23 protein-coding genes are annotated in these 24542 nt (G+C 64.0%); 16 read left to right on the plus strand and 7 right to left on the minus strand.

Annotated features, from left to right (window positions below; genetic code table 11):
• The first annotated feature begins 113 nt into the window (after positions 1-113).
• The 6 genes from F759_RS0112750 to F759_RS0112775 all read left to right on the plus strand — a co-directional run bounded on the left by F759_RS0112750 (position 114) and on the right by F759_RS0112775 (position 6710).
• Entirely contained in the window at positions 114-851 is a 738-nt protein-coding gene (locus tag F759_RS0112750; RefSeq protein WP_027800203.1) for a DUF2889 domain-containing protein, read from the plus strand.
• On the plus strand, positions 848-2017 hold the full coding sequence (sucC, locus tag F759_RS0112755; protein WP_020069250.1) for an ADP-forming succinate--CoA ligase subunit beta: 1170 nt from the start codon (positions 848-850) through the stop codon (positions 2015-2017). Before F759_RS0112750 ends, sucC begins: the two co-directional genes overlap by 4 nt.
• 126 nt (positions 2018-2143) lie before the next feature.
• Entirely contained in the window at positions 2144-3025 is an 882-nt protein-coding gene (sucD, locus tag F759_RS0112760; protein ID WP_008920420.1) for a succinate--CoA ligase subunit alpha, read from the plus strand.
• 147 nt (positions 3026-3172) lie between these two features.
• Positions 3173-3877, plus strand: coding sequence for a TerC family protein (locus tag F759_RS0112765; protein ID WP_027800204.1), 705 nt, complete (start codon positions 3173-3175; stop codon positions 3875-3877).
• A 283-nt stretch (positions 3878-4160) separates the two neighbouring features.
• Entirely contained in the window at positions 4161-4784 is a 624-nt protein-coding gene (locus F759_RS0112770; RefSeq protein ID WP_027800205.1) for a pilin, read from the plus strand.
• A gap of 141 nt (positions 4785-4925) precedes the next feature.
• The gene (locus F759_RS0112775; protein WP_027800206.1) at positions 4926-6710 is read left to right on the plus strand and encodes a PglL family O-oligosaccharyltransferase; all 1785 of its coding nucleotides are present in this window, start codon (positions 4926-4928) and stop codon (positions 6708-6710) included.
• Positions 6711-6762: 52 nt separating this feature from the next.
• Here F759_RS0112775 and moaC read toward each other — a convergent pair whose 3' ends face one another.
• Complete coding sequence (gene moaC / locus F759_RS0112780; RefSeq protein WP_027800207.1) at positions 6763-7239, minus strand: cyclic pyranopterin monophosphate synthase MoaC; 477 nt, start codon at positions 7237-7239, stop codon at positions 6763-6765.
• Positions 7240-7412: 173 nt separating this feature from the next.
• Here moaC and F759_RS0112785 point away from each other — a divergent pair, with 173 nt between their 5' ends.
• Positions 7413-9188: a M48 family metalloprotease gene (locus F759_RS0112785; RefSeq protein WP_027800208.1), complete on the plus strand. Its 1776-nt coding sequence runs from the start codon at positions 7413-7415 to the stop codon at positions 9186-9188.
• 103 nt (positions 9189-9291) lie between these two features.
• Here F759_RS0112785 and F759_RS0112790 read toward each other — a convergent pair whose 3' ends face one another.
• The 6 genes from F759_RS0112790 to F759_RS0112815 all read right to left on the minus strand — a co-directional run bounded on the left by F759_RS0112790 (position 9292) and on the right by F759_RS0112815 (position 14150).
• On the minus strand, positions 9292-9864 hold the full coding sequence (locus tag F759_RS0112790; protein ID WP_027800209.1) for a DUF2946 family protein: 573 nt from the start codon (positions 9862-9864) through the stop codon (positions 9292-9294).
• On the minus strand, positions 9857-10969 hold the full coding sequence (locus F759_RS0112795; protein ID WP_027800210.1) for a YheT family hydrolase: 1113 nt from the start codon (positions 10967-10969) through the stop codon (positions 9857-9859). Before F759_RS0112795 ends, F759_RS0112790 begins: the two co-directional genes overlap by 8 nt.
• Before the next feature lie 40 nt (positions 10970-11009).
• Positions 11010-11456, minus strand: coding sequence for a nuclear transport factor 2 family protein (locus F759_RS0112800; RefSeq protein ID WP_027800211.1), 447 nt, complete (start codon positions 11454-11456; stop codon positions 11010-11012).
• A gap of 168 nt (positions 11457-11624) precedes the next feature.
• Positions 11625-12650, minus strand: coding sequence for a lipopolysaccharide heptosyltransferase II (gene waaF / locus F759_RS0112805; protein WP_027800212.1), 1026 nt, complete (start codon positions 12648-12650; stop codon positions 11625-11627).
• 292 nt (positions 12651-12942) lie between these two features.
• Positions 12943-13137: a zinc-finger domain-containing protein gene (locus tag F759_RS0112810; RefSeq protein ID WP_020069238.1), complete on the minus strand. Its 195-nt coding sequence runs from the start codon at positions 13135-13137 to the stop codon at positions 12943-12945.
• An 89-nt stretch (positions 13138-13226) separates the two neighbouring features.
• Complete coding sequence (locus tag F759_RS0112815; protein ID WP_020069237.1) at positions 13227-14150, minus strand: branched-chain amino acid transaminase; 924 nt, start codon at positions 14148-14150, stop codon at positions 13227-13229.
• A 283-nt stretch (positions 14151-14433) separates the two neighbouring features.
• On the opposite strand from F759_RS0112815, the gene F759_RS0112825 reads away from it, so the two are divergent.
• The 9 genes from F759_RS0112825 (at position 14434) to F759_RS0112865 (ending at position 24475) form a co-directional block, all read left to right on the plus strand.
• On the plus strand, positions 14434-15180 hold the full coding sequence (locus F759_RS0112825) for an AzlC family ABC transporter permease (protein ID WP_027800213.1): 747 nt from the start codon (positions 14434-14436) through the stop codon (positions 15178-15180).
• Positions 15177-15500, plus strand: coding sequence for an AzlD domain-containing protein (locus F759_RS0112830; RefSeq protein WP_027800214.1), 324 nt, complete (start codon positions 15177-15179; stop codon positions 15498-15500). The genes F759_RS0112825 and F759_RS0112830 overlap by 4 nt, the downstream gene beginning before the upstream one ends.
• A 270-nt stretch (positions 15501-15770) precedes the next feature.
• On the plus strand, positions 15771-16964 hold the full coding sequence (locus F759_RS0112835) for a phosphoglycerate kinase (protein WP_027800215.1): 1194 nt from the start codon (positions 15771-15773) through the stop codon (positions 16962-16964).
• Between the two features lie 496 nt (positions 16965-17460).
• The gene (gene pyk, locus F759_RS0112840; protein ID WP_027800216.1) at positions 17461-18897 is read left to right on the plus strand and encodes a pyruvate kinase; all 1437 of its coding nucleotides are present in this window, start codon (positions 17461-17463) and stop codon (positions 18895-18897) included.
• 347 nt (positions 18898-19244) lie between these two features.
• Entirely contained in the window at positions 19245-20309 is a 1065-nt protein-coding gene (gene fba, locus F759_RS0112845) for a class II fructose-bisphosphate aldolase (RefSeq protein WP_006049976.1), read from the plus strand.
• A 142-nt stretch (positions 20310-20451) separates the two neighbouring features.
• Positions 20452-21342, plus strand: coding sequence for a phosphoribosylaminoimidazolesuccinocarboxamide synthase (locus F759_RS0112850; RefSeq protein ID WP_006049977.1), 891 nt, complete (start codon positions 20452-20454; stop codon positions 21340-21342).
• A 36-nt stretch (positions 21343-21378) separates the two neighbouring features.
• Positions 21379-21897, plus strand: coding sequence for a 5-(carboxyamino)imidazole ribonucleotide mutase (gene purE, locus F759_RS0112855; protein ID WP_027800217.1), 519 nt, complete (start codon positions 21379-21381; stop codon positions 21895-21897).
• Positions 21898-22203: 306 nt separating this feature from the next.
• A complete protein-coding gene (locus F759_RS0112860; protein ID WP_027800218.1) occupies positions 22204-23400 on the plus strand; it encodes a 5-(carboxyamino)imidazole ribonucleotide synthase in 1197 nt (398 codons plus the stop codon).
• A gap of 10 nt (positions 23401-23410) precedes the next feature.
• The gene (locus F759_RS0112865; protein ID WP_027800219.1) at positions 23411-24475 is read left to right on the plus strand and encodes an L-threonylcarbamoyladenylate synthase; all 1065 of its coding nucleotides are present in this window, start codon (positions 23411-23413) and stop codon (positions 24473-24475) included.
• Positions 24476-24542: the final 67 nt, after the last annotated feature.

The raw sequence follows: 24542 nt of genomic DNA on the forward strand, positions 1-24542 counted from the left end.
ATCGCAAAACCGGCTCGGAGCGGCGCGCAGGCCGTCCCGCCGCATTCCGGGCTGTCTCAAATACCCAGTATGCTAAAATTCACGCGTTTTCCAATTCGGCCTTTCCTTTCCGCATGCCGCTTTCCTCGCCAGTGCCCCGTCAATTGCGCCATCGCCGCGCAATCAGAGCGGAAGCTTATGAGCGAGCCGATGGCCTGTGGGATGTGGAAGCGTGCCTGACCGACGAAAAGCCACGCGATGTGGTCCTTGCGTCGGGCGTCCGGCCCAATGGTCAACCGATCCATGAACTCTGGCTTCGCATCACCATCGATCGCAAGCTCAATGTCGTCGACGCCGAGGCGTCGTCCGACTGGGTGCCCTATCCTGGGCTATGCCAAGCCAGCAATCCCGCCTACCGTGCCCTCATCGGGCTCAATCTTTTCCACAACTTCCGTCGCGATGCTGCCCGTGTGCTGGCAGGCACGGCTGGTTGCACGCATCTCACCGAGTTGTGCGCGATCCTGCCGACCGCCGCGATCCAGGCGTTCGCCGGTGACGTGTGGGATACCGGTGACAAGGCGGCAGGCGCGAGCGCCAGTTCCGAAAACGAGTCGGCTGACGGTACCGCCGAACCTTTAAACGACAAACCGCCATTCCAGTTGGGACGCTGCCACGCGCTGCGTTTCGACGGGGAGGCAGTGCAGAAGTTTTACCCGCGCTGGTATGGCCATGCGCCACGCCCAGCTGACCGCCCGGCATCGCCAGACAACGGGGCGGCCCGCCACGAAGGCAGGGGCAATGCGCCCGGCATGTTGGACGGTAGCGGAAACGAAGTTCAATCCAACTCTCAGACTGAAGGGAATCACGCATGAAGATTCACGAGTACCAGGGTAAGGAAATCCTGCGGAAATTCGGCGTCGCGGTACCGCGCGGCAAGCCGGTCTTCTCGGTGGATGATGCGGTCAAGGCCGCGGAAGAGCTCGGCGGCCCGGTGTGGGTCGTGAAGGCTCAGATCCATGCGGGTGGCCGTGGCAAGGGTGGCGGCGTGAAGGTTGCCAAGTCGCTGGAACAGGTTCGCGAATACTCGAACCAGATCCTCGGCATGCAGCTCGTCACGCACCAGACTGGTCCGGAAGGCCAGAAGGTGAATCGCCTGTTGATCGAAGAAGGCGCAGACATCAAGAAGGAACTGTATGTCGGCCTCGTGATCGATCGTGTTTCGCAGAAGATCGTCGTGATGGCATCGAGCGAAGGCGGCATGGACGTTGAAGAAGTCGCGGAAAAGACGCCCGAGCTGATCCACAAGGTCGCAGTCGATCCGTCGACGGGCCTGAAGGACGCCGAAGCTGACGACCTCGCGAAGAAGATTGGCGTGCCCGACGCGTCTATCCCGCAAGCGCGCGCGATCCTGCAAGGCCTGTACAAGGCGTTCTGGGAAACCGACGCATCGCTCGCCGAAATCAACCCGCTGATCCTGACGGGCGACGGCAAGGTCATCGCGCTCGACGCCAAGTTCAACTTCGATTCGAACGCACTGTTCCGTCATCCGGAAATCGTCGCGTATCGCGATCTGGACGAAGAAGATCCGGCTGAAGTCGAAGCGTCGAAGTTCGATCTCGCGTACATCTCGCTCGACGGCAACATCGGCTGTCTGGTGAACGGCGCGGGCCTCGCGATGGCAACGATGGACACCATCAAGCTGTTCGGCGGCGAACCGGCGAACTTCCTCGACGTGGGCGGTGGCGCCACGACCGAGAAGGTCACGGAAGCGTTCAAGATCATGCTGAAGAACCCGAACCTGACGGCGATTCTGGTCAACATCTTCGGCGGCATCATGCGCTGCGACGTGATCGCGGAAGGCGTGATCGCGGCGTCGAAGGCTGTGTCACTGAAGGTGCCGCTCGTGGTGCGCATGAAGGGCACGAACGAAGACCTGGGCAAGAAGATGCTCGCTGAATCCGGTCTGCCGATCATCGCGGCTGACAGCATGGAAGAAGCGGCTCAGAAGGTCGTCGCGGCCGCTTCGGGCAAGGCGTAAGCCTAGTCCACAGCGCGTTCACCAGGATTAACCAGGATTACGAATGGCGGCGCGTGAGCGACGCTGGCGAAGAACATTTCGTCCAGTGGCGCCACCGCGCGACGCCAAACGAACAGAGGTCAATACATGTCGATTCTGATTAACAAAGACACCAAGGTCATCACGCAGGGCATTACCGGCAAAACCGGTCAGTTCCACACGCGTGCTTGCCGTGAATACGCAAACGGCCGCGAAGCGTACGTGGCAGGCGTGAACCCGAAGCGTGCCGGCGAAGACTTCGAAGGCATTCCTATCTACGCAAGCGTCGCTGAAGCCAAGGCTGAAACGGGCGCGACCGTGTCGGTGATTTACGTTCCGCCGGCAGGCGCTGCTGCTGCAATCTGGGAAGCAGTCGAAGCCGATCTGGATCTCGCCATCTGCATCACGGAAGGCATTCCTGTTCGCGACATGATCGAGATCAAGGACCGTATGCGTCGCGAGAACCGCAAGACGCTGCTGCTTGGACCGAATTGCCCGGGCACGATCACGCCGGACGAGCTGAAGATCGGCATCATGCCGGGTCACATTCACCGCAAGGGCCGCATCGGCGTCGTGTCGCGTTCGGGCACGCTGACGTATGAAGCAGTCGGCCAGTTGACGGCGATCGGCCTCGGCCAGTCGTCGGCAGTCGGTATCGGCGGCGACCCGATCAACGGTCTGAAGCACATCGACGTGATGAAGATGTTCAACGACGATCCGGATACGGACGCCGTCATCATGATCGGCGAGATCGGCGGTCCGGACGAAGCGAATGCTGCTGAGTGGATCAAGGGCAACATGAAGAAGCCGGTGGTTGGCTTCATCGCTGGTGTGACGGCGCCTCCGGGCAAGCGCATGGGCCACGCCGGCGCGCTGATCTCGGGCGGTGCCGATACGGCAGAAGCGAAGCTCGAAATCATGGACGCTTGCGGCATCAAGGTCACGAAGAACCCGTCGGAAATGGCGCGTCTTCTGAAGGCCATGCTGTAAATCGAAACTGGCGCCCAGTCCGGGCGCCTTTTTTGATACGCTTACGAGATCCTTTCGTTAGCGCGCGGTTCCAAAGCGGGGGAGTTAAACACTCCTCCGCTTTTTTGTTGGCCGTGCATCTCGTTCCCCCCTTCTATTCTTTCGCTCATGTTCGAGTTCCTCGCCACGCTCCATTGGGGCGCAGTCATCCAGATCATCGTCATCGACATTCTGCTGGGTGGCGACAATGCCGTCGTGATCGCGCTTGCCTGCCGCAACCTGCCGCCCGCACAGCGCACGAAGGGCGTGCTCTGGGGCACCGCGGGTGCCATCCTGCTTCGTGTCGTCCTGATTGCGTTCGCGGTCGCGCTACTCGACGTGCCGTTGCTGAAGTTCGCGGGCGGGCTGTTGCTGCTGTGGATCGGCGTACGCCTGATGGCGCCGGCGCACGACGCGCATGAGAACGTGAAGCCCGCCGACAAACTGATTTCGGCGATCAAAACGATCATCGTTGCGGACGCGGTCATGAGTCTCGACAACGTGATCGCCATTGCGGGCGCGGCCGAAGCCGCCGATCCGGAGCATCGCCTCGCGCTTGTGATCTTCGGTCTGGTGGTGAGCATTCCCTTGATCGTGTGGGGCAGCCAGTTGGTGCTCAAACTGCTGGACCGTTTCCCGATCGTGATTACGCTCGGCGCGGCGTTGCTGGGCTGGATCGCGGGCGGGCTGATCATCAACGATCCGGCCGGAGACCGTTGGCCGGTCCTCGATACGCCGGCCGCCGAATATGGGATGAGCATCGCCGGTGCGCTGTTCGTCGTGATCCTGGGTTATGTGATCAAGCGCCGCAACGCGAATCGAGCGGCGGCGTGAGCCACGCACAAGAGGTTGGCGAAGCGGCGTGCAAGCGGCCATGAACACGGTCCGATGCGCCGTTAGCGGGACCATCCACGCGCCATCCATGCACCGCCAACACGCCACCTGCGGGCCACTTTTTCGCCACCAGCGCACCGCGCTCATACCACCCACGCGCAACAGGCAGTGCGGCTCAACGTTGGCCATTCGGCTGACTGTGTGACACGAGCGCCGCTCGCTACGATGGAAGCGCCTGTTCCCGATCCGTGGAGCAGGCGCTTTTCGTTTCAGGAGCCTGCCGATGATCGTCACTTTGCCTTATTCCCCCTATTCTCAGTCCGCACTGGCTGCATCATCGCGTTTTGCGCGAGCGCGCTGGTCAGCAACGCTCGCGCGAGCGTGCCAGCGCCTCGGCCTGGGCTTCACGCTGATCGAACTGATGATCGTGCTCGCGATTGTCGGCGTGATCGCGGCCTACGCGATTCCCGCGTATCAGGACTATCTGGCGCGCAGCCGCGTGGGCGAGGGCTTGTCGCTCGCGGCGTCGGCGAGACTTGCTGTGTCGGAAAACGCAGCGAGCGGCAACGCGTTCAGCGGCGGCTATGCGTCGCCGCCCGCGACGCGCAACGTGGAGTCCATCCGGGTCGACGACGACACCGGTCAGATCACCGTCGCCTTCACGACGCGAGTGGCGCCGGCCGGTTCCAACACGATCACGCTCGTGCCGTCGGTGCCGGACAACGTCGATGCGCCCACTGCACGCGTCGCGCTGGCGAAAGGTTCGGTGCAGGCAGGCGCGCTCGCATGGGAATGTTTCGCTGGGGGTAAAACGGCGTCGTCGTTACCCGCACCGGGCGCGGGGCCGGCTCCTGCGCAGGCGTCCACGTTGCCGTCGAACCTTGCACCGCCCGAGTGCCGTACTTAATGCAGGATGGCACGATGACCGAACGAACGGTAGTGGTTCGAGCGTAAATCGCTGATTTTCGGGATATTTCAGCGGGGCCGGCGCACAGCACAAGGATTTTTTTGTATAGTGCGCCGGTTGCCGACGCCCTCCGCTTACTCGATGCCCACCCCATTCGCGCGCTATCTTTCTCTCTTTCTGTTGGCTCTCGCGTTGGTGCTGCCTTATGCAGTCGTCAACCATACGTATCCGATCCCGACGTTCTACGCGGAATTCACCGCACTCGCGTTGTACCTGTTGACGGGCGCTGGCGTCGTCTTCCTGATCGCGAACTCGCGGCCGCGTGTCGGTTTTGCATCGCCCGTCGTGGCGCTCGTGCCGTTGCTGTTCGGCTTGCTGCTGGTCGCGCAATCGGTGTTGCTGCCGGTTACCCAGCCGTCGATGAACTGGCTCGGCGGCGGCTTCCTGCTCGCCGCTTTCATGGCGACGCATGCGGGCTACGGCTTTGCGCGCGCGAAGCTCAGTGAAACGGCACTTCGTTGGGCTGCCTCCGCGCTGATTATCGGCGGTCTCTATGCGGTGTTCTGCCAGGTCATTCAGCTTTTTCATCTCGAGGCGCGAGTGTCGCCGCTGGTCGTCGCGTATAACGTGACCATCGAGCGCCGGCCGTTCGGCAACATGGCGCAGGCGAACCACCTCGCCACTTATATCGCGTTCGCGATGGCGGGCGCGCTGTTCCTCGTGCAGACGCGCCGGATCGCTGTCGCGATCTGGGCGTTGGTGTCGACGATTTTCGCGGTCGGACTCGCGCTGACTGTCTCGCGCGGTCCGTGGCTGCAAATGGGCGTGATTGTCGTGGCCGGCTTCTGGATGGCGTTCGCGCAGACGCGCGCCGAACCGCAGATGCGCCGCAGCCATAGTCAGTGGCTTGTTCCCATCGCGCTCGCGGTGCTGTTCTTCGTCGTGAACGCGCTGATTCGCTGGGCCAACGTGCGCTATCACCTCGAGTTGGGGCAATCCGCGGCCGATCGTTTCAAGGACGCCGGCCAGATCGCGCCGCGGCTCGCGTTGTGGAAATACGGCTGGACCATGTTCAGGACGCATCCGCTGATGGGCGTCGGCTGGGGCGAGTTTCCGAGCTTCCAGTATCAGTTTGCGAAGACGCTTGGCGGCGTGGAGATTGCCAACAACTCGCACGACATCTTTATCGATCTGCTTGCAAAGACTGGCTTGATCGGGCTCGCGATCGTGCTGTTCGGTCTGATTACCTGGCTCGTGCGCGTGGTGCGCGCACCGCAAAGCGCCGCGCGTGTCTTCGGCATTGCGCTGATTGGCGTGCTCGTCATGCATGCGCTCGTGGAATATCCGCAGCAGTACATGTTCTTCCTGCTGCCGGCTGTGTTCGTCTTCGGCCTGCTGGAGACGCGCCCGCTGCGCCTCGTGCCTGCGCGTCTGTCGTTCGGCGTGTTCGCGGCGATCGTGTTCGGCGGCATTGCCGCGCTGTATCCGGTGTACCGCGATTACGCGCGCGCCGAGGTGCTGTACTACGGCTCGCGTCCGGCCGAGCAATATCGCGCGGATCCGTCGTTCCTGTTCCGCGCGTGGGGCGAGTACGGAATGGCGACGTTACTGCCGATGAACTCGATGGACCTGCAACACAAGCTTGCGATGCATCGTCAGGCGATGGCGCTGTTGCCGGGCGAGACCGTGCTGCGTCGCTATGCGGTATTGCAGGCGCTGAGCGGCGATACGGCCGCGGCATTCGATACAGTCGAGCGACTGAAGATTTTCGCCGAGGAACTGAAAGACTGGCCGTCGCAATTGAGTTATCTGTACCAGCTCTGCGATGAGCAGAAGACGCTCGCCGGCTTCAAGGCGGAACTGGTCAAACGCTACGGCATGCCGCCGGGCGACGTCGCGCAGGACGACGACAGCGACGAGGAATGAGCCTCGCCGCCGTTTGAGAATGTTCCGAAAAGGGGACGATGCGAGCGGGCAGTCAGCCCGCCACCCAATCCCCCGACTTCCCGCCGTGCTTTTCAAGCACCTTTACATCGGTGATCGTCATTCCGCGATCCACCGCCTTGCACATGTCGTACACGGTCAGCAGTCCAACCTGTACGGCGGTTAGCGCTTCCATCTCCACTCCGGTCCTGCCGAGTGTTTCCACCTGCACGGTGCAATGCACGCCGGGCAGTGTGTCGTCGAGCTCGAAATCCACTTTGACGCGCGTCAGCGCGAGCGGATGGCACAGCGGAATCAGATCGGCGGTACGCTTCGAGCCTTGAATCGCGGCGATCCGTGCGATGCCGATCACGTCGCCCTTTTTGGCGTTGCCGTCGCGGATCAGTGCGAACGTTTCCGGCAGCATGCGGATCGAACCGCGCGCGATCGCAATGCGCCTGGTTTCCTGCTTGCCGCCGACGTCCACCATATGCGCCTTGCCGGCGGCGTCGAAATGAGTGAGTTCGGGCATGGTTGGCTCCTTCAGAGGGCGCCTATCATAGCAGTGCGCCGCGGACGTCCGGCTTCCACGAGCGAGCCGGAATCGCGCGACGACTGATTACAATTGCGCCATGCCCGCTCATCTTAGACCGCTTGTGCCGGAGCGGCGGGCGTCGCTTTTCGACTCCGTCATACGAACTCGCAATGCGTCCGAAACGGTTTCTTGCTGCGTTGCTGTGCGTCGCGCTCGCGGCGCCGCCCGATGCGCTCGCGCAAGCGCGGGCCGCGTCCGGCGTCGCGCAGGGCACGCAATCGCAGTCCGCTGAGCCGCCGCTTGTGAGCGGGCCGGTGGAGTCGTACGCCGATCCGGTTTTGCCGCCCGCCATCGCGCAAGGTGTATTCGGCGTGTACGGCGGCGCGCAAAGCCGCTTTTCCGGCAACTCGGGCGTGAACCGCGGTGCGAACCATGCGGCCAACAGCGCGAGCAACGGCGGGACCAGCAACGGAACCAACGGCGGTTGGCGCGCACCGATTGTCGCGCAGCAATTACCCGATCTCGGCAGCGGTGGCTCGGGTTCGCTCACGCCGCAAGCCGAGCGCAAGCTCGGCGAACGCGTGATGCGCGAATTGCGCCGTGACCCGGACTATCTGGATGACTGGCTGGTACACGACTACCTGAACTCAGTCGCGGCAAAGCTCGCCGCGGCGGCCAACGCGCTCTATATCGGCGGCTATCGCCCCGATTTCGATCTGTTCGCCGTGCGCGACGCGCAGATCAACGCGTTCTCGCTGCCCGGGGGTTTTATCGGCGTGAACACGGGGCTAATCGTCGCCACGCAAACCGAGTCCGAACTCGCGTCCGTGCTCGGCCACGAGATGGGCCACGTCCTGCAGCGCCATATTTCGCGGATGATCACCGCCGGCGAGCGCAGCACCTATGCCGCTCTGGCCGGCATGCTGTTCGGCGTTCTCGCGGGCGTGCTCGCGCATAGCGGCGACCTGGGCAGCGCGATTGCGATCGGCGGCCAGGCTTATGCAGTCGACAACCAGCTGCGCTTCTCGCGTTCCGCTGAGCATGAGGCTGACCGCGTCGGCTTTCTGCTGCTCGCCGGCGCCGGCTACGATCCTTACGCGATGACCTCGTTTTTCGGCCGGCTCGACCGTGCGGCGATGAGCGACACCGGCATACCCGCGTACGCGCGCACGCACCCGCTGACCGGCGAGCGGATTGCCGACATGGAGGACCGCGCGCGCCGCGCGCCCTACCGGCAGCCTCATCAGGCGGCCGAATACGGTTTCGTGCGAGCGCGAGCGCGTCTGTTGCAGGACCGCTCCCGCAGCGAGTATGCGGACGAAATCTCGCGCATGCGCTCGGAGATCGAAGACCGGACCGCGCTGAACATCGCCGCGAACTGGTACGGCATTGCGTACGGTCAGATGCTGCTCGAACGTTACGCTGACGCGGCGGCGTCGCTCGCGTCGTCGCGCGCCGCGTTTTCCGCCGCTGCGCAGGTGGACGGCGACGCAGCGCGCAGTTCGCCCAGCCTCGACGTGCTGGCCGCCGACATCGAGCGGCGCGCCGGCCACGACGAGGAGGCTGTCCGTCTCGCCGACCTCGCGCAAAAGCGCTGGCCGCAGTCGAATGCCGCCATCGATATGCACATACGCACGTTGCTGACCTTGCGGCGATTTACCGAAGCCCAGGCGCTAGCGCAAAAAGAGACGCAGGCGCAGCCCGATCAGCCCGCGTGGTGGTTGTTTCTCGCGCAGGCAAGCGCGGGCAGTGGCGACGCGCTCACGCGCCGTCGCGCGCTGGCCGAGAAGTTCGCGCTCGAAGGTGCGTGGCCGTCGGCGATCCGGCAACTGAAGGACGCGCGCGACATGAAGACGATTGGCTATTACGATCTCGCCACCGTCGACGCGAGGCTGCACGAGATGGAGAACCGCTACAAGGAAGAGCGGCCCGACGAGAAGAGCTAGGGGCGGGGTTGAGCGACACCGCGCCGCGCATGCAGGGTGGAAGCGCGACGGTTAATCCAATGCCGGAAACGTTTGTTCGAGACATTGCCCTGCGGCTGCAGTCTCAAGTATTTGCCGCGGGACTTTGCACAAACCGGAAGCGCGAAGCGATATCCGCCCGACGCACCGGCTCCAACGGCAACTTCACGCCGTCGTTCCAGCGAAATTCGCCGCTCAGCGAATCGTCGGCGAGTGCTGCGTGATCAGCGAAAACTTCCAGATCGTGATCGTGCAACACGGCGACCCTCGGCGGCGTGGACGCATCGGCGAACAGAATGCCGCCCTCGTCGTCGGCGAATACGGCCGACGGTTCCAAATTGTTGCCCGCCTGGTCTTTCAACGCAAGCATGCCGCCGGCCTCGACCGACAAACGCACGACCCAAGGCGTGTAGCCCAGTTCGACATACACGCGCTGCGGTCCGTTCTGAAAGAACCACTGTCCGCGTTCATCGCACTCGTAATTCCGGTTGATGAAGCCGAGCAACGCCTCATGCCGGATCGGCACACCGGGCGAGCCGCTTGCCTGCGCGGCCTCGTCGCGCATGCGCCAGTTGCCGCGCCGGTCGAGCATCAGCCAGCCGGTGCAACTCGGTACGTTTGGCCACTTGGCCAAAGCCTGCCTGACGATGTCATCCATGATCGACGTGCTGCTCCAGATAGCCGAACACGCGTCGCGACAGCCAGTCGATGCGGCCCGGAAACGGTCCGGTCATGAAGCCGGCATGGCCGCCGTGCCTCGGCTGGTCGAGCTCCACCGCCGCCGACACCTCATGCCGCGACGGCAACGCCTCGGCCGGCAGAAACGGATCGTTGCGCGCGTTCAGCACGAGCGTGGGCACCTGAATGTGCGGCAGCAACGGCCGCGTGGTCGCCACGCTCCAGTACTCGTCGGTATTGCGAAAGCCGTGCAGCGGCGCGGTGACCACGTTGTCGAACTCGTACATCGTGCGGCTTGCGAGCATCGCGTCTCGGTCGAAGAGGCCAGGAAACTGCACCAGCTTCTGCGCGGCTTTCTGCTTGAGCGTCTTCAGGAAGCTGCGCGTATAGACGAGGCCAAAGCCTCGCGACAACGCATGTCCGCCAGCGTGCACGTCGATGGGTGTGGAGATCGCGGCGGCGGCGGAGATCACCGACGCCGCGTCCTCGCGCCGTTCGCCGAGCCAGTGCAACAGTACATTGCCGCCGAGCGACACGCCTGCGGCCAGGATCGGCCCCTGATGCGCGGCGCGCAGGCGTCGCAAGACCCAGTCGACTTCGTTGCTATCGGCCAGATGATAGAAGCGCGGCAAGCGGTTCAGCGCGCCGCTGCAACTACGGAAGTGCGGCACCACGCCGTGCCAGCCGTACTCGCGCGCGGCCGCCATCAACGTGGATGCGTAGTGTGATGCGGAACTGCCTTCGAGGCCGTGAAACAGAACGAGCAAAGGCGCGTCGGCGGGGGGCGTTGCGGCTGCCGTGTCGGTTGCAAGCACCGAGGCGGGTTCGCTGTCGTGCACGACCCAGTCGAGGTCGATGAAATCGCCATCAGGCGTATCCCAGCGCTCGCGGCGAAACGACACCACCGGCCGGCGCCCGAACAGCGACGGCACGATGGTCTGCACATGCTTGTTCGGCAGCCAGAGCGGCGCGCGGTAGAGCAAGTCGATGGTCGCCTCGACGGCGGCCTCGGCGCGCGCGGCGCCCGAGGGCGGGCGTTTGTCTTGTGTCGTCCCCCACGGGGACTTGCTGCGAGGCGTGCTCATGCCGGTCTTGGAGCGAAAATATGGCGACGCAGGTCGTGCGTCAGTGGAGCGACCCCTGGCCGTGCCGCATCTTGGTGGCGAACTGGCTGGCTGCTTCATTCGGCATCGGGCTCGCGTGAATGTGCGCGATGCGCCACTCGCCGCGTTCGTGAACCATCACGTAGGTGGTAAAGACCATTGCAGGCAAGGCTTTCGGATCGACCGGACGATGCGCTTCCGCAATCGCGTAAACGACCGTGCCGAGGCTGTCGTACACGCGGATGTCGAGCGGTTCGATCGAGACCGGCGCGGTTTCCAACTGGATCTGCAAGCCGGTCCGGATGCTCTCGAGGCCATGCAGGTGCGAACCGTCGGCGCAGATGCAACTCACGAACTCTTCATCGATCCACAAGCCCATCAGGCTGTCGATATTGACCTCGGCGACGGCCTGGTAATAGGCGTTGAGGGTATCGGCGGCGGCTTCGAAGATGTGGGCAAAACGTGGCATGGCTCGTCAGTCTCTTGTGCGCGGCGCGCGGTTGCGGGGCAGCGGTCAGCGGGACAGTCCGGCGCACCGGACAATCGCACCCGAGCGTCAGAATGCCCGCGCCGCAAGGCGTGAACGTGACGCGACGCTCTCAGGGGCGTGCGGTGTTGCGTGCAAGTATCAGCCGGCTCAGCGATGCGCGAGCAACATGCCACGCAGATCGCCGAAAACCTGCTCAGCGCTCAACTGCTTAAGACAGTTCAGATGACCAAGCGGACATTCGCGCTGAAAACAGGGGCTGCATTCGAGATGAAGCCATTGTACCTTCGCAAGCTCCGACAAGGGCGGCGTGTGGCGCGGATCGGTCGAACCGTAGACGGCCACGAGCGGTCGGCGCAGCGCGGCGGCGACGTGCATCAGTCCCGAATCGTTCGTGACGACCGCATTGGCCCGCGAGATCAGCGCGCATGCTTCGCCAAGCGCCGTCTGTCCGCACAGATTGCGCACGTTCGGCGCTTTGTCGGCGATGGCCTGCGCAAGCGGCGCGTCTTTCGGCGAGCCGAGCGCGACGATCTGCGTGTACGGGAAAGACTGGCCGACCATTTGCGCGAGCGCCGCGAAGTGCTCGGGCGGCCAGCGCTTGGCGGGACCGTACTCGGCGCCGGGACAAAACACGAGCAGCGGCACGCGCGTATCGAGATTGAAGCGCGCCGATACGCGCGACGCTTCGTTCGGGTCGGCGTCGAGCCGCGGCATCGGCAGATCGTCGGGGATCTTGGCGCCGGGTGCATAGGCGAGGGCGGCGTAATGGCCGACCATCGGCGGACGCTCGTCCTTGCGCGGATTCGCGTGACGCACGTTCAGCAGGCCAAAACGGCTTTCGCCGGTGTAGCCGATGCGCAGCCGGATACCCGCCATCCACGGAATCAGCGCCGACTTGAGCGAGTTCGGCAGCACGTACGCGGCGTCGTAGCCGACGTCGCGCAAGTCGCTAGCGAGCTGCCAGCGGCGCAGCATTTGCAACTTGCCGTGCGCGAGGTCGGTCGCGTAGACGTCGTGAATCTCGGGCATGCGTTCGAGCACAGGCGCGACCCACGAGGGCGCGACCGCGTCGATCGCGATGCGGGGGTGCAGTTTCACGAGGCGCGCAAACAGCGGCTGCGCCATCAATGCGTCACCGATCCAGTTCGGTGCGATAACCAACGCGCGACGCATCAGAGTGATTGTCCGGTGTCGAAACGAAGCGCTGCGCGCGATGCGTGGCGCTTCGGATAGGTAAAAGTAAAGGGAAAAGACTGTCAGCCGTGCGGCGCAATGCCTTCATGGCCAACGCGTCCGGTTGGCTGTTCTGCTCGCTGCCGCGCGCGTTCTTGCGTTATTGCGGACTCTGCCCGGCAAGGCATCGCGCAACACGCTCGGCGCCGCCTTCGGCGAAAGCATGCATTGCAAGCCCAGGCAATCAGTCAGTCAGCCGATGCCGCGGGCGAACAGCGTTCAGGGAACGGATTCAGTGGCCTTTGATCACTTCGCCGTCGCGCAGCTTGTAACGCGTGCTGCAATAGGGGCAGCGCGCTTCGCCATGCGTGACGTCGATAAAGACACGCGGATGCGCGCTCCAGCGCGGCATGGCCGGATTCGGGCAGTACGCCGGGAGGTCTTTTGCCGTCAGTTCGACCAGCGGCATTTCCTTGATATCGCTCATGAGACTTTCTCGTTGTATGCAGGGTGCGTGCGGTGCGCCGTGTCGGGCCGTCGTCAAACGGACGCGCCCGAAAGTTGGCGCAGCGTGCGTTAGATCTTGGTCAGCCAGTGCGCGTACTTCTCGCTCTTGCCGTTGACGATGTCGAAGAAGCCGGACTGTAGCTTCTCGGTGATCGGGCCGCGCGCGCCCGCGCCGATGGTGCGGTTGTCCAGTTCGCGGATTGGCGTGACTTCTGCGGCGGTGCCGGTGAAGAACGCTTCGTCGCAGGTGTAGACCTCGTCGCGGGTGATGCGCTTCTCGATCACCGGAATGCCCATGTCGCGCGCGAGCGTGATGACCGTGTCGCGCGTGATGCCGTCGAGGCACGACGACAGGTCCGGCGTGTACAGCTTGCCGTTGTTCACGAGGAAGAAGTTTTCGCCCGAGCCTTCCGACACGTAGCCGTCGACGTCGAGCAGCAGCGCTTCGTCGTAGCCGTCGGCGATGGCTTCCTGGTTGGCGAGGATCGAGTTCACGTACCAGCCCGACGCCTTCGCGCGGACCATCGACACATTCACGTGATGCCGCGTGAACGACGAAGTCTTGACGCGGATGCCCTTGGCGATCCCGTCTTCACCGAGGTAAGCGCCCCACGGCCACGCCGCGATCGCCACGTGGATGGTGTTGCCCTTGGCCGAGACGCCGAGCTTTTCCGAACCGACCCAGATGATGGGGCGCAGATAGCACGACTCGAGCTTGTTTTCGCGCACCACTTCGCGTTGCGCGGCAGCGAGCGTTTCGTGGTCGAACGGCACGTCCATCTGGAAAATCTTGGCCGAGTTCAGGAGACGCTTGGTGTGTTCCTGCAAACGGAAGATCGCGGTGCCCCCGTCTGCCGTCTTGTAGGCGCGCACGCCTTCGAAAACGCCCATGCCGTAATGCAGCGTGTGGGTCAGGACGTGGATCTTGGCATCGCGCCAGTCGATCAGCTTGCCATCCATCCAGATCTTGCCGTCGCGGTCGGCCATTGACATACGATTCTCCAGCAGGTGCGTGTTTATCTGAGCCCCCAGGCCCGCCGCCTTGCGTCAGGCCCCCGAGGGGGCGGGAAAGCCGGTATGTGCCGGCGCTTTCCGGTGGGGTGCAGCGAAGAGCGTCATTTTAGCGTCTTTTGCACACGGAACGGGCATTCGGACGCAGTTCCGGCGCTATAATTCGGCGCACGCATAATTCACATCCGGATGCGCCAGCGGGTGCTCGACGACCTGGCGCCGATTTCCCTCATCGCGGCCTTCTGCGCCGGCGCTTTTTCGCCTCATGCTCTCTCGTCTGTCAGATATCGATCGCCGCGCCTTCCGTGAGGGCGCGCGCGACTATTCGCCCACGCTCATGGCGATCTGCTCGTGGGGCCTCGTCACCGGCATCGCGATGAGCAAGTCCGTGCTTACGCTGCCGCAGGCGCTCGCCATGTCGCTGCTGTGCTACGCCGGTTCGTCGCAGCTGGCGGTGCTGCCGCTCCTCGCCGCCAAGCTGCCGATCTGGACCGTGCTGCTCACCGCAGCGATGGTCAATATGCGTTTCGTGATCTTCAGCGTCGGCCTCGCGCCGCACTTTTCCTATCTGTCGATGTGGCGGCGCATCCTGCTCGGCTACTTCAACGGCGACGTGATCTATCTGCTGTTCGTGAAGAAGAACTTCCCCACCGGCTACGTGCCCGGCAAGGAGGCGTACTTCTGGGGGATGGCGGTGAGCAGCTGGTTGTCGTGGCAGGTCGCGTCGATCGTGGGCATCCTGCTCGCGAGCCTGATTCCCGACAACTGGGGGCTCGCGCTCGCCGGCACGCTCGCGCTGCTGCCGATCATGGTGGCGGCAATCGCGACGCGCTCCACGCTAGTGGCGGTCAGCATCGCGGGCATCGTTTCGCTGCTCGCGTTCGATCTTCCGTACCGGCTCGGGCTGCCGCTGGCGGTGATCGCCGCGATCATCGCCGGCAGCGCGGCCGATCTGATGATCGAGCGCGCCGACTTGCGGCGCATCCGCAGCGGTGCGGGAGATTCCCGATGACATCCACCGAAGTCTGGCTGGCTATTCTCGGCATGACCTTCGTCACCGCAGTGACACGCGCGATGTTTCTAATCGGCGGCGAGCGCACGGTTTTGCCCGCGCGCGTTCAGCGGATGCTGCGCTACGCGCCCGCCGCGGCGCTGGCGGCAGTGGTGCTGCCCGACGTGCTGGCGACGCCGGAAGGGCTGTCGTTCGCGCCGTCCAACCACGAGTTCTACGCGACGCTCGCGGGCCTCGGGTGGTTTTTGTGGCGCCGCACCATGCTTGGGACAATCGTCGTCGGAATGATCGTGTTCACGATATTGCGTCTCTTCATGTAATTCCAGTTGCGCCGATGCTGCGCTGCGGCATGCGGCGCGTCGCATTCGAATACGGGACATTCGCCCGTTCGCGGGTCTGAAGGCAGTTCGGATAAGTTAAAATGCCGCTTTCCGGGATGACCGCGCCGATGCCTGGCGCCTGTGCCGCGGCCTTGCCGCCGGCCCCCGACTTTGTGGAGCCGCCGTGCCGAGGCGCTGAAGTTCACCGCGCTCAAAGCCCCGTGCGCCGTCCGCCGCCGCCTTCCCATCAACTCGCATGCACAAGAGCCCATGAACAAGGTATTGCGTCTCTCCGATCTGATCGCCGAAGGCAAGCTATCCGGCAAACGAGTGTTCATCCGCGCCGATCTGAACGTGCCGCAGGACGATCAAGGCAACATCACCGAAGACACCCGCATCCGCGCGTCGGTGCCGGCCGTCAAGGCAGCGCTCGACGCGGGCGCGGCCGTAATGGTCACGTCGCACCTAGGCCGCCCGACCGAGGGCGATTTCAAGCCGGAAGATTCGCTCGCGCCGGTCGCAAAGCGTTTCGCCGAACTGCTCGGCCGCGACGTGCCGCTCGTCGCGAACTGGGTCGAAAACGGCGTGAACGTCGCGCCGGGCCAGGTCGTGCTGCTGGAAAACTGCCGCGTCAACAAGGGCGAAAAGAAAGATTCCGACGAGCTCGCGCAGAAAATGGCGAAGCTCTGCGACATCTATGTGAATGACGCGTTCGGCACCGCGCACCGCGCTGAAGCGACCACGCACGGCATCGCGAAATATGCGCCGTTGGCTTGCGCCGGCCCGCTGCTGGCCGCCGAGCTTGAAGCGCTCGGCAAGGCGCTCGGCGCGCCGAAGCGTCCGCTGGTGGCAATCGTCGCGGGTTCGAAGGTGTCGACCAAGCTCACCATTCTGAAGTCGCTGGCAGAGAAGGTCGATCAGCTGATCGTGGGCGGCGGCATCGCCAATACGTTCATGCTGGCCGCGGGCCTGAAGATCGGCAGGTCGCTGGCGGAAGCGGATCTGGTGAACGAAGCCAAAGCCATCATCGACGCGGCGAAAGCGCGCGGCGCCTCGGTGCCGATTCCGACCGACGTTGTGACGGCCAAGGAGTTTTCGCCGACCGCCAAGGCTGAAATCAAGGCCGTCGCCGATGTGGAAGACGACGATCTGATCCTCGACATCGGACCGGAAACCTCGAAGGTGCTCGCCGCGCAACTGGAAAAGGCCGGCACCATCGTGTGGAACGGTCCGGTCGGCGTGTTCGAATTCGATCAGTTCGGCAACGGCACGAAGACGCTGGCTGACGCGATCGCGAGATCGTCCGCGTTCTCGATTGCGGGCGGCGGCGATACGCTTGCTGCGATCGCCAAGTACGGCATCCACGACAAGGTCAGCTATATCTCAACGGGCGGCGGCGCCTTCCTCGAGTTCCTCGAAGGCAAAAAGCTGCCGGCGGTCGAAGTTCTGGAATCGCGGGCTTAACGTGGCGACGCGCTCCCCCACGGCGAAGTCTGCAAAAGCGAACGGTCAGCGCGGCAAGCCGCGCGACACCGCGGCAGCAGCGGCAGGGGAGCGTGCAGCGCGCTCCGACGCCGCAACGGCGGCGCAGGAATCCGCGCTTGCCGACACAGTTGCCACAGCGCTGGCGGCTGTCGGCGAAGCCACCCAGGCAGTCGGCCAGCCAGAAGCATCCGGGCCGCCTTCCGCGCCCGTGGAGTCGACCACTGCGGGCGACACAGAGGAATCGTCCAGCGTCATAGCTCACGAATCCGCCGTGCCGCCGGCAGAACTCCCGGACGCCGAAGTCACGCTTGCACCCCCGCCGGCGCCCCGCGTGCCGGTTTCGAATACCGCATCACCCCATAAAGCGACGCTGGTTTCAACCGGCGCGCAGCCCCCGGCAGCATCCTTCGGTGCGCAGCCTCCGCATCCGACTCGCAGCGCTCTTTCCAGCGATCCTATCCAGACGAGGAGACTCATGCATCGCGCCACCAAGATTGTCGCTACCATCGGACCGGCTTCCAGCACGCCGGAGATCCTGCTGCAAATGATTCAGGCAGGCGCCGACGTGGTGCGGCTCAATTTCTCGCACGGCACCGCCGACGACCACCGCCAGCGCGCCGAATTCGTGCGCGAGGCGGCTCGCCAGGCCGGCCGCGAGGTCGCCATCATGGCGGACCTGCAAGGCCCGAAAATCCGGGTCGGCAAATTCGAAAACGGCAAGGTCACGCTCGTCTCCGGCGAGCCGTTCATTCTCGACGCCGACTGCGAACTCGGCAACGAGGAACGCGCCGGTCTCGACTACAAGGACCTGCCGCGCGATCTGAAGCCGGGCGACGTGCTGCTGCTCAACGACGGCCTCATCGTGCTGAACGTGCAACGCGTGATCGGCAACGAAATTCATACGGTCGTGAAGATCGGCGGCGACCTGTCGAACAACAAGGGCATCAACCGCCAGGGCGGCGGTCTGTCCGCGCCCGCGCTGACTGCCAAAGACATGGAAGACATCCGCACGGCGATGTCGCTCGGCGTCGATTTTGTCGCGGTATCGTTTCCGAAGAACGCGACCGACATGGAAATGGCTCGCCAACTGGCCAACATCGCCGGCGCGCCTTACGGCATCAAGCCGAAGATGATCGCCAAGATTGAGCGCGCGGAAGCCATTCCGGCGCTGCAAGGCATTCTGGACGCATCGGACGGCATCATGGTCGCGCGCGGCGATCTGGCCGTGGAAGTGGGGAATGCCGCAGTCCCCGCGCTGCAAAAGCGGATGATTCGTATGGCGCGCGAGTCGAACAAGTTCGTGATCACCGCCACGCAGATGATGGAGTCGATGATCTACGCGCCGGTGCCGACCCGCGCCGAAGTGTCGGACGTCGCGAACGCGGTGTTGGACGGCACCGACGCGGTGATGCTGTCGGCGGAATCGGCGGCGGGCAAGTATCCGGTGCAGACCATCGAGACGATGGCCGCAATCTGCGTCGAAGCCGAAAAGTCTGAACAGTCGGAGCTGGACCGCGATTTTCTCGACCGCACGTTCACGCGTATCGACCAGTCGATCGCGATGGGCGCGCTCTTCACCGCCTATCACCTGGGCGCGAAGGCGATTGTGGCGTTGACCGAATCCGGTTCGACCGCGCTGTGGATGTCGCGTCACTGGACGCACGTGCCGATTTTCGCGCTCACGCCGCGCGTCGGCAGCGAGCGGGCAATGGCGCTGTACCGCAACGTGACGTCGCTGCATCTCGACACCAACACCGACCGCGACACGGCGTTGCAACAGGCGTTGGAGACGGTGGTCGGCAAGGGTTATGCGTCGCGTGGCGACATGGTCGTGCTGACCGTCGGCGAGCCGATGGGGCAGGCGGGCGGCACGAACACGCTGAAGATCGTGCGGGTCGGCGAGCCGTATTGACCTGCAGCGACGGCGTTGCATGCGACCGGGGCAGGGGCTTTTGCCGACCTCGGTCGACAACTTTTTTTGCATGAGACCGGAGTAACTGCTTTGCATGGGACCAGAGTACGGCGCAAAGCGCCCACTGTGGTCGACAGCAGACTGCTCGACCGGCACAGGCTTGATTGAGCGAACCTGGCTGTCATGCCCCGCGAGAGGCGGCGCACCGGCTCAGCTTGCGCGCGTGGCTTGAAGGAACGCCCCGCACTTTAGCGACGGTGCCTGCGGGGTATGCGGCTTGCTTCGCGAGAAGATCGCCCACAAGATGCCGGCGGCAAAGAATTCGTTTCAATCTAAGGAGTTACAGCATGCCTCTCGTATCAATGCGTCAACTGCTGGACCATGCCGCTGAAAACGGCTACGGGCTTCCGGCATTCAACGTGAACAACCTGGAGCAGGTGCAGGCGATCATGGCGGCGGCCGACAAGGTCAACGCACCGGTCATCATGCAGGCTTCGGCCGGTGCCCGTAAGTACGCGGGCGAAGCGTTCCTGCGTCATCTGATCGAAGCGGCGGTCGAGTCCTATCCGCACATTCCGGTCGTGATGCACCAGGACCACGGCCAGTCGCCGGCGGTCTGCATGGCAGCGATCCGCAGCGGCTTCACCAGCGTGATGATGGACGGCTCGCTGGAAGCCGACGGCAAGACTGTCGCTTCTTACGAGTACAACGTCGAGGTGTCGCGCAAGGTGGTCGAGGCCGCGCACTCGATCGGCGTGACGGTCGAAGCGGAACTGGGCGTGCTGGGTTCGCTGGAAACCATGAAGGGCGACAAGGAAGACGGCCACGGCGCGGAAGGCACGATGACGCGCGAGCAGCTGCTGACCGATCCGGAGCAGGCCGCCGACTTCGTCAAGCTGACGCAATGCGACGCGTTGGCGATCGCGATAGGCACGTCGCACGGCGCGTACAAGTTCAGCAAGAAGCCGACGGGCGACATTCTGTCGATCCAGCGCATCAAGGAAATTCACCAGCGCATTCCGAACACGCACCTGGTGATGCACGGTTCGTCGTCGGTGCCGCAGGAACTGCTCGCGGAAATCCGCGAATTCGGCGGCGACATGAAGGAAACCTACGGCGTGCCGGTCGAGGAAATCCAGGAAGGCATCAAGCACGGCGTGCGCAAGGTCAATATCGATACGGACCTGCGCCTCGCGATCACCGGCGCGATCCGCCGCTACATGGCGACCAATCCGGGCAAGTTCGATCCGCGCGATTATCTGAAGCCGGCGCGTGAAGCCGCGATGAAGATTTGCATCGAGCGTTACACGCAATTCGGCTGCGAAGGCCAGGCCGGCAAGATCAAGCCGGTTTCGCTTGATAAAATCGCGGAGAAGTACAAGTCGGGCGAACTCGCACAAGTCGTTCGTTAAGCGGTATTTGCGTCAGCGTTTGAGTCTGTACCTGGCCGTTTGGCCAGGTTGTCGTTAGATCGCCGTTCCCGCATCATCCGGGGAACGGCGTTTCCCTTTTGTTCCGGTCACACTTTTGCCTCACTTTTAGCGAACCACGACGATGTCTACCCTTTACGAATCCACGCTCCGCTCGCTGCCGCTGCTCGGCCGCGGTAAAGTCCGCGACAACTATGCGGTGGGCAACGACCAGTTGCTGATCGTGACAACCGACCGTCTGTCGGCGTTCGACGTCATCATGGGCGAGCCGATTCCGAATAAGGGACGCGTGCTCAACGAAATGGCGAATTTTTGGTTCGAGAAGCTGAAGCACGTGGTGCCGAATCACCTGACGGGCGTGGCGCCTGAATCTGTCGTGGCGGCGGACGAGGTCGAGCAGGTCAAGGGCCGCGCGGTGGTCGTGAAGCGTCTCGAGCCGATCCTCGTGGAAGCCGTGGTGCGAGGCTATCTGGCCGGCAGCGGCTGGAAAGACTACCAGGCCACTGGTTCGGTGTGCGGCGTCGAATTGCCGCCGGGTCTGCAAAACGCGCAGAAGTTGCCCGAGCCGATCTTCACTCCGGCAGCCAAGGCCGAAATGGGCCATCACGACGAAAACATCACCTACAACGAGATGGAACGCCGCATCGGCACCGAACTGTCGGCCACGATTCGCGACATCTCGATCAGGCTGTACAAGGAAGCTGCGGATTACGCGGCCACGCGCGGCATCATCATCGCGGATACGAAGTTCGAATTCGGTCTGGACAATCACGGCAAGCTGTATCTGATGGACGAGGCGCTTACCGCCGATTCGTCGCGCTTCTGGCCGGCCGACCAGTATCAGGTCGGCACCAATCCGCCGTCGTTCGACAAGCAGTTCGTGCGCGACTGGCTCGAAACGCAGGACTGGGCGAAAGAGCCGCCCGCTCCGAAGCTGCCGGACGACGTAGTCCAGAAGACGGGCGAGAAGTACCAGGAAGCGCTCGAACGCCTGACCGGGCACAAGCTCGCCTGATCAGATCCGCGCCGTTCGAGAAAAGGAAGCCGCAAGATGAGTGAAGCACAGACCGCCCATACGCATGGCGCGCCAGTTATCGGCGTGCTGATGGGCTCCAGTTCCGACTGGGAAGTAATGAAAAACGCCGTGGCGATTCTGCAGGAATTCGGCGTGCCGTACGAGGCGAAGGTGGTCTCCGCGCACCGCATGCCGGACGAAATGTTCGCCTATGCTGAAAGCGCGCGTGAACGCGGTATCCGCGCGATCATCGCGGGCGCGGGCGGCGCGGCGCATCTGCCGGGCATGCTGGCGGCCAAGACCACGGTGCCGGTGCTCGGCGTGCCGGTGGCGAGCAAATATCTGAAGGGCGTCGATTCGTTGCATTCGATCGTGCAGATGCCCAAGGGCGTGCCCGTCGCGACGTTTGCGATCGGCGAAGCGGGCGCGGCGAATGCGGCGCTGTTCGCTGTGTCGATTCTGAGCGGCACGAGCGCTGAATATGCAGAGAAGCTCGCGGCATTTCGCGTGCGCCAGAACGAGGCGGCGCATGCGATGGTGTTGCCGGCGCTGTGAACGCGTGGGCTGACTGATGGCTCACGCGCGGGCCGATCACGCGCCAATGAAAGACCATGAAGGCCCGACGAACGCACGGACAAACGCACCAACAAACGGACCACCAAACGCACCAACAAACGGACCGAAAAACGAGCTCACACACGAGCTAACGCACGAGCTCGCAAACGGACCTGATTGACAGTTGATTGATACCAGCACGACCACTGTCTGACCTACCGGCCGGACGCTTGCCCTTGCGGGAGTTGCAGAAATTGCAGCAGTTGTATAACCGCAGGCGAGCCCCGGCCGCGACCGACCACTAAGATGAATCCAGACAACACACCGGTTTCACCGATTCTGCCCGGCGCATGGCTTGGCATGGTCGGTGGCGGCCAGCTCGGCCGCATGTTCTGCTTTGCCGCTCAGGCAATGGGCTACCGCGTCGCCGTGCTCGATCCGGACGAAAACAGTCCGGCGGGCTCGGTCGCCGACCGCCACCTGCGCGCCGCATATGACGACGAAGCGTCGCTGACCGAACTGGCGCGGCTGTGCGCGGCGGTGTCGACCGAATTCGAGAACGTGCCGGCCGCGAGCCTCGACTTTCTCGCGAAGACCACCTTCGTGAGCCCGGCCGGCCGTTGCGTCGCCGTGGCCCAGGATCGCATCGCCGAAAAGCGCTTTATCGCGTCGTCGGGCGTGACGGTCGCGCCGCATGTCGTGATTGAATCGTCGGACGCGCTCGCCGCAATCGACGATGCGAAGCTCGAAGCCGTGCTGCCCGGCATCCTCAAAACAGCCCGCATGGGCTACGACGGCAAAGGCCAGATTCGCGTACGCAACGCCGAGGAAGTGCGCGAGGCGCATGCATCGCTCGCTGGCGTGCCGTGCGTGCTGGAAAAGCGTTTGCCGCTCAAGTTCGAAGTCTCCGCGCTGATCGCACGCGCGGCCAACGGCGCGTCCGTTGTGTACCCGCTCGCGCAGAACACCCATCGCGACGGCGTGCTGTCGCACACCATCGTTCCGGCGCCGGACGCGAGCCCGACGCTCGTCGAGCAGGCGCAGCAGGCCGCGCTGCAAATCGCCGACAAGCTCGGTTATGTCGGCGTGCTGTGCGTCGAATTCTTCATTCTCGAAGACGGCTCGCTCGTCGCCAATGAAATGGCGCCGCGTCCGCACAACTCCGGGCATTACACCGTCGACGCCTGCGCGACCAGCCAGTTCGAACAGCAGGTGCGCGCCATGACCGGCATGCCGCTTGGCGACGCGCGTCAGCATTCGCCGGCAGTCATGCTGAACATTCTCGGCGACGTGTGGTTCCCGAACGGCCCGAAGGGCGCGTCGGTCACGCCGCCCTGGCACGAGGTCGCGGCGATGCCGGCGGCGCGTCTGCATCTGTACGGCAAGGAAGAGGCGCGTTGCGGCCGCAAGATGGGCCACGTGAACTTCACGGCCGCGACGCTCGAAGAAGCCCGCACGGCGGCGCGCGATTGTGCGCGGCTCTTGCATATCGCCACGAGCTGACGCGCGCGCCATGCCCGATCAGCAGAANCCCGCCGGACCTGGCGAAGCCGCCGAAAATGCGCTGCCTGTCAGCGCCGCCCAGATCGAGCACGCGGCGGCGCTGCTTGACGCGGGCGGTCTCGTCGCGTTTCCCACGGAGACGGTCTACGGCCTCGGCGGCGACGCGGAGAACCCGGACGCGGTCGCGCGCATCTATGCGGCGAAGGGCCGTCCGGCGAATCATCCGGTGATCGTGCATCTGGCGCCGCAGGGCGATCCGAACTACTGGGTCGAGCATTTGCCGCAAGAGGCGCAGCGTCTGATCGACGCGTTCTGGCCTGGGCCGCTTACGTTGATCCTGAAGCGTGCAGCGCGCATACCGTCGGCGGTTAGCGGCGGGCAGGACTCCGTTGGGCTGCGCTGTCCGTCGCATCCGGTGGCGCAAGCGTTGCTCGAGGCGTTCAGCACGTTGCGCGACGGACATGGCGGCGTCGCGGCGCCGTCCGCGAACCGGTTTGGGCACGTAAGTCCGACCACCGCGCAGCATGTTCGCGAGGAGTTCGGCAGCGCGATTCATGTGCTCGACGGCGGCGCGTCCGACGTCGGCATCGAATCGACCATTGTCGATCTGTCGCGCGGCTTTCCGGCGCTGCTGCGGCCAGGCCGCGTCACGCCGCAAGATATCGCCGACGTGCTCGGTGAAGCGCCGCGCCTTCCCGACGGCTCGGACGCAACCGCGCCGCGTGCGTCGGGCACGTTGAAGGCGCATTACGCGCCTCGCACCCCGTTGGCCCTGTTGCCATTCACCGCACTCGAACCGTTGCTGGCCGCTCGGGAACCAGGCGAGCGCGTCGCGCTGGTCGCGCGTGCTTCCCGCGCCGGACATTGGGCCGACGCAGAAGGCGTGCATTTCATTGCGGCCCCCGAAGATCCGCATGTGTATGCACGCGAACTGTACGGCTTGCTGAGAGCGCTCGATCGTGCCAACGTCACGCGCATATTGATCGAGAAGTTGCCGGACACGATCGAATGGATTGCGGTCAATGACCGTCTGGGCCGCGCCGCTGCCGCTTTCGAAGCGCAAAGCCACGCCTGAGCGCTCGCTCCCCGCGACGTGCTTCGGGGTGCCGGGCAAGCGCCCAACAAAAAAACGCCTAGCCGCA

Source organism: Paraburkholderia dilworthii (assembly GCF_000472525.1).
Classification (GTDB): Bacteria; Pseudomonadota; Gammaproteobacteria; order Burkholderiales; family Burkholderiaceae; genus Paraburkholderia; species Paraburkholderia dilworthii.

Bases quoted from the DNA above. Each gene is read 5' to 3' on its own strand.
- F759_RS0112750 (WP_027800203.1), top strand. From the start codon at position 114: ATGCCGCTTTCCTCGCCAGTGCCCCGTCAATTGCGCCATCGCCGCGCA.
- sucC (WP_020069250.1), top strand. From the start codon at position 848: ATGAAGATTCACGAGTACCAGGGTAAGGAAATCCTGCGGAAATTCGGC.
- sucD (WP_008920420.1), top strand. From the start codon at position 2,144: ATGTCGATTCTGATTAACAAAGACACCAAGGTCATCACGCAGGGCATT.
- F759_RS0112765 (WP_027800204.1), top strand. From the start codon at position 3,173: ATGTTCGAGTTCCTCGCCACGCTCCATTGGGGCGCAGTCATCCAGATC.
- F759_RS0112770 (WP_027800205.1), top strand. From the start codon at position 4,161: ATGATCGTCACTTTGCCTTATTCCCCCTATTCTCAGTCCGCACTGGCT.
- F759_RS0112775 (WP_027800206.1), top strand. From the start codon at position 4,926: ATGCCCACCCCATTCGCGCGCTATCTTTCTCTCTTTCTGTTGGCTCTC.
- moaC (WP_027800207.1), bottom strand. From the start codon at position 7,239: ATGCCCGAACTCACTCATTTCGACGCCGCCGGCAAGGCGCATATGGTG.
- F759_RS0112785 (WP_027800208.1), top strand. From the start codon at position 7,413: ATGCGTCCGAAACGGTTTCTTGCTGCGTTGCTGTGCGTCGCGCTCGCG.
- F759_RS0112790 (WP_027800209.1), bottom strand. From the start codon at position 9,864: ATGGATGACATCGTCAGGCAGGCTTTGGCCAAGTGGCCAAACGTACCG.
- F759_RS0112795 (WP_027800210.1), bottom strand. From the start codon at position 10,969: ATGAGCACGCCTCGCAGCAAGTCCCCGTGGGGGACGACACAAGACAAA.
- F759_RS0112800 (WP_027800211.1), bottom strand. From the start codon at position 11,456: ATGCCACGTTTTGCCCACATCTTCGAAGCCGCCGCCGATACCCTCAAC.
- waaF (WP_027800212.1), bottom strand. From the start codon at position 12,650: ATGCGTCGCGCGTTGGTTATCGCACCGAACTGGATCGGTGACGCATTG.
- F759_RS0112810 (WP_020069238.1), bottom strand. From the start codon at position 13,137: ATGAGCGATATCAAGGAAATGCCGCTGGTCGAACTGACGGCAAAAGAC.
- F759_RS0112815 (WP_020069237.1), bottom strand. From the start codon at position 14,150: ATGTCAATGGCCGACCGCGACGGCAAGATCTGGATGGATGGCAAGCTG.
- F759_RS0112825 (WP_027800213.1), top strand. From the start codon at position 14,434: ATGCTCTCTCGTCTGTCAGATATCGATCGCCGCGCCTTCCGTGAGGGC.
- F759_RS0112830 (WP_027800214.1), top strand. From the start codon at position 15,177: ATGACATCCACCGAAGTCTGGCTGGCTATTCTCGGCATGACCTTCGTC.
- F759_RS0112835 (WP_027800215.1), top strand. From the start codon at position 15,771: ATGAACAAGGTATTGCGTCTCTCCGATCTGATCGCCGAAGGCAAGCTA.
- pyk (WP_027800216.1), top strand. From the start codon at position 17,461: ATGCATCGCGCCACCAAGATTGTCGCTACCATCGGACCGGCTTCCAGC.
- fba (WP_006049976.1), top strand. From the start codon at position 19,245: ATGCCTCTCGTATCAATGCGTCAACTGCTGGACCATGCCGCTGAAAAC.
- F759_RS0112850 (WP_006049977.1), top strand. From the start codon at position 20,452: ATGTCTACCCTTTACGAATCCACGCTCCGCTCGCTGCCGCTGCTCGGC.
- purE (WP_027800217.1), top strand. From the start codon at position 21,379: ATGAGTGAAGCACAGACCGCCCATACGCATGGCGCGCCAGTTATCGGC.
- F759_RS0112860 (WP_027800218.1), top strand. From the start codon at position 22,204: ATGAATCCAGACAACACACCGGTTTCACCGATTCTGCCCGGCGCATGG.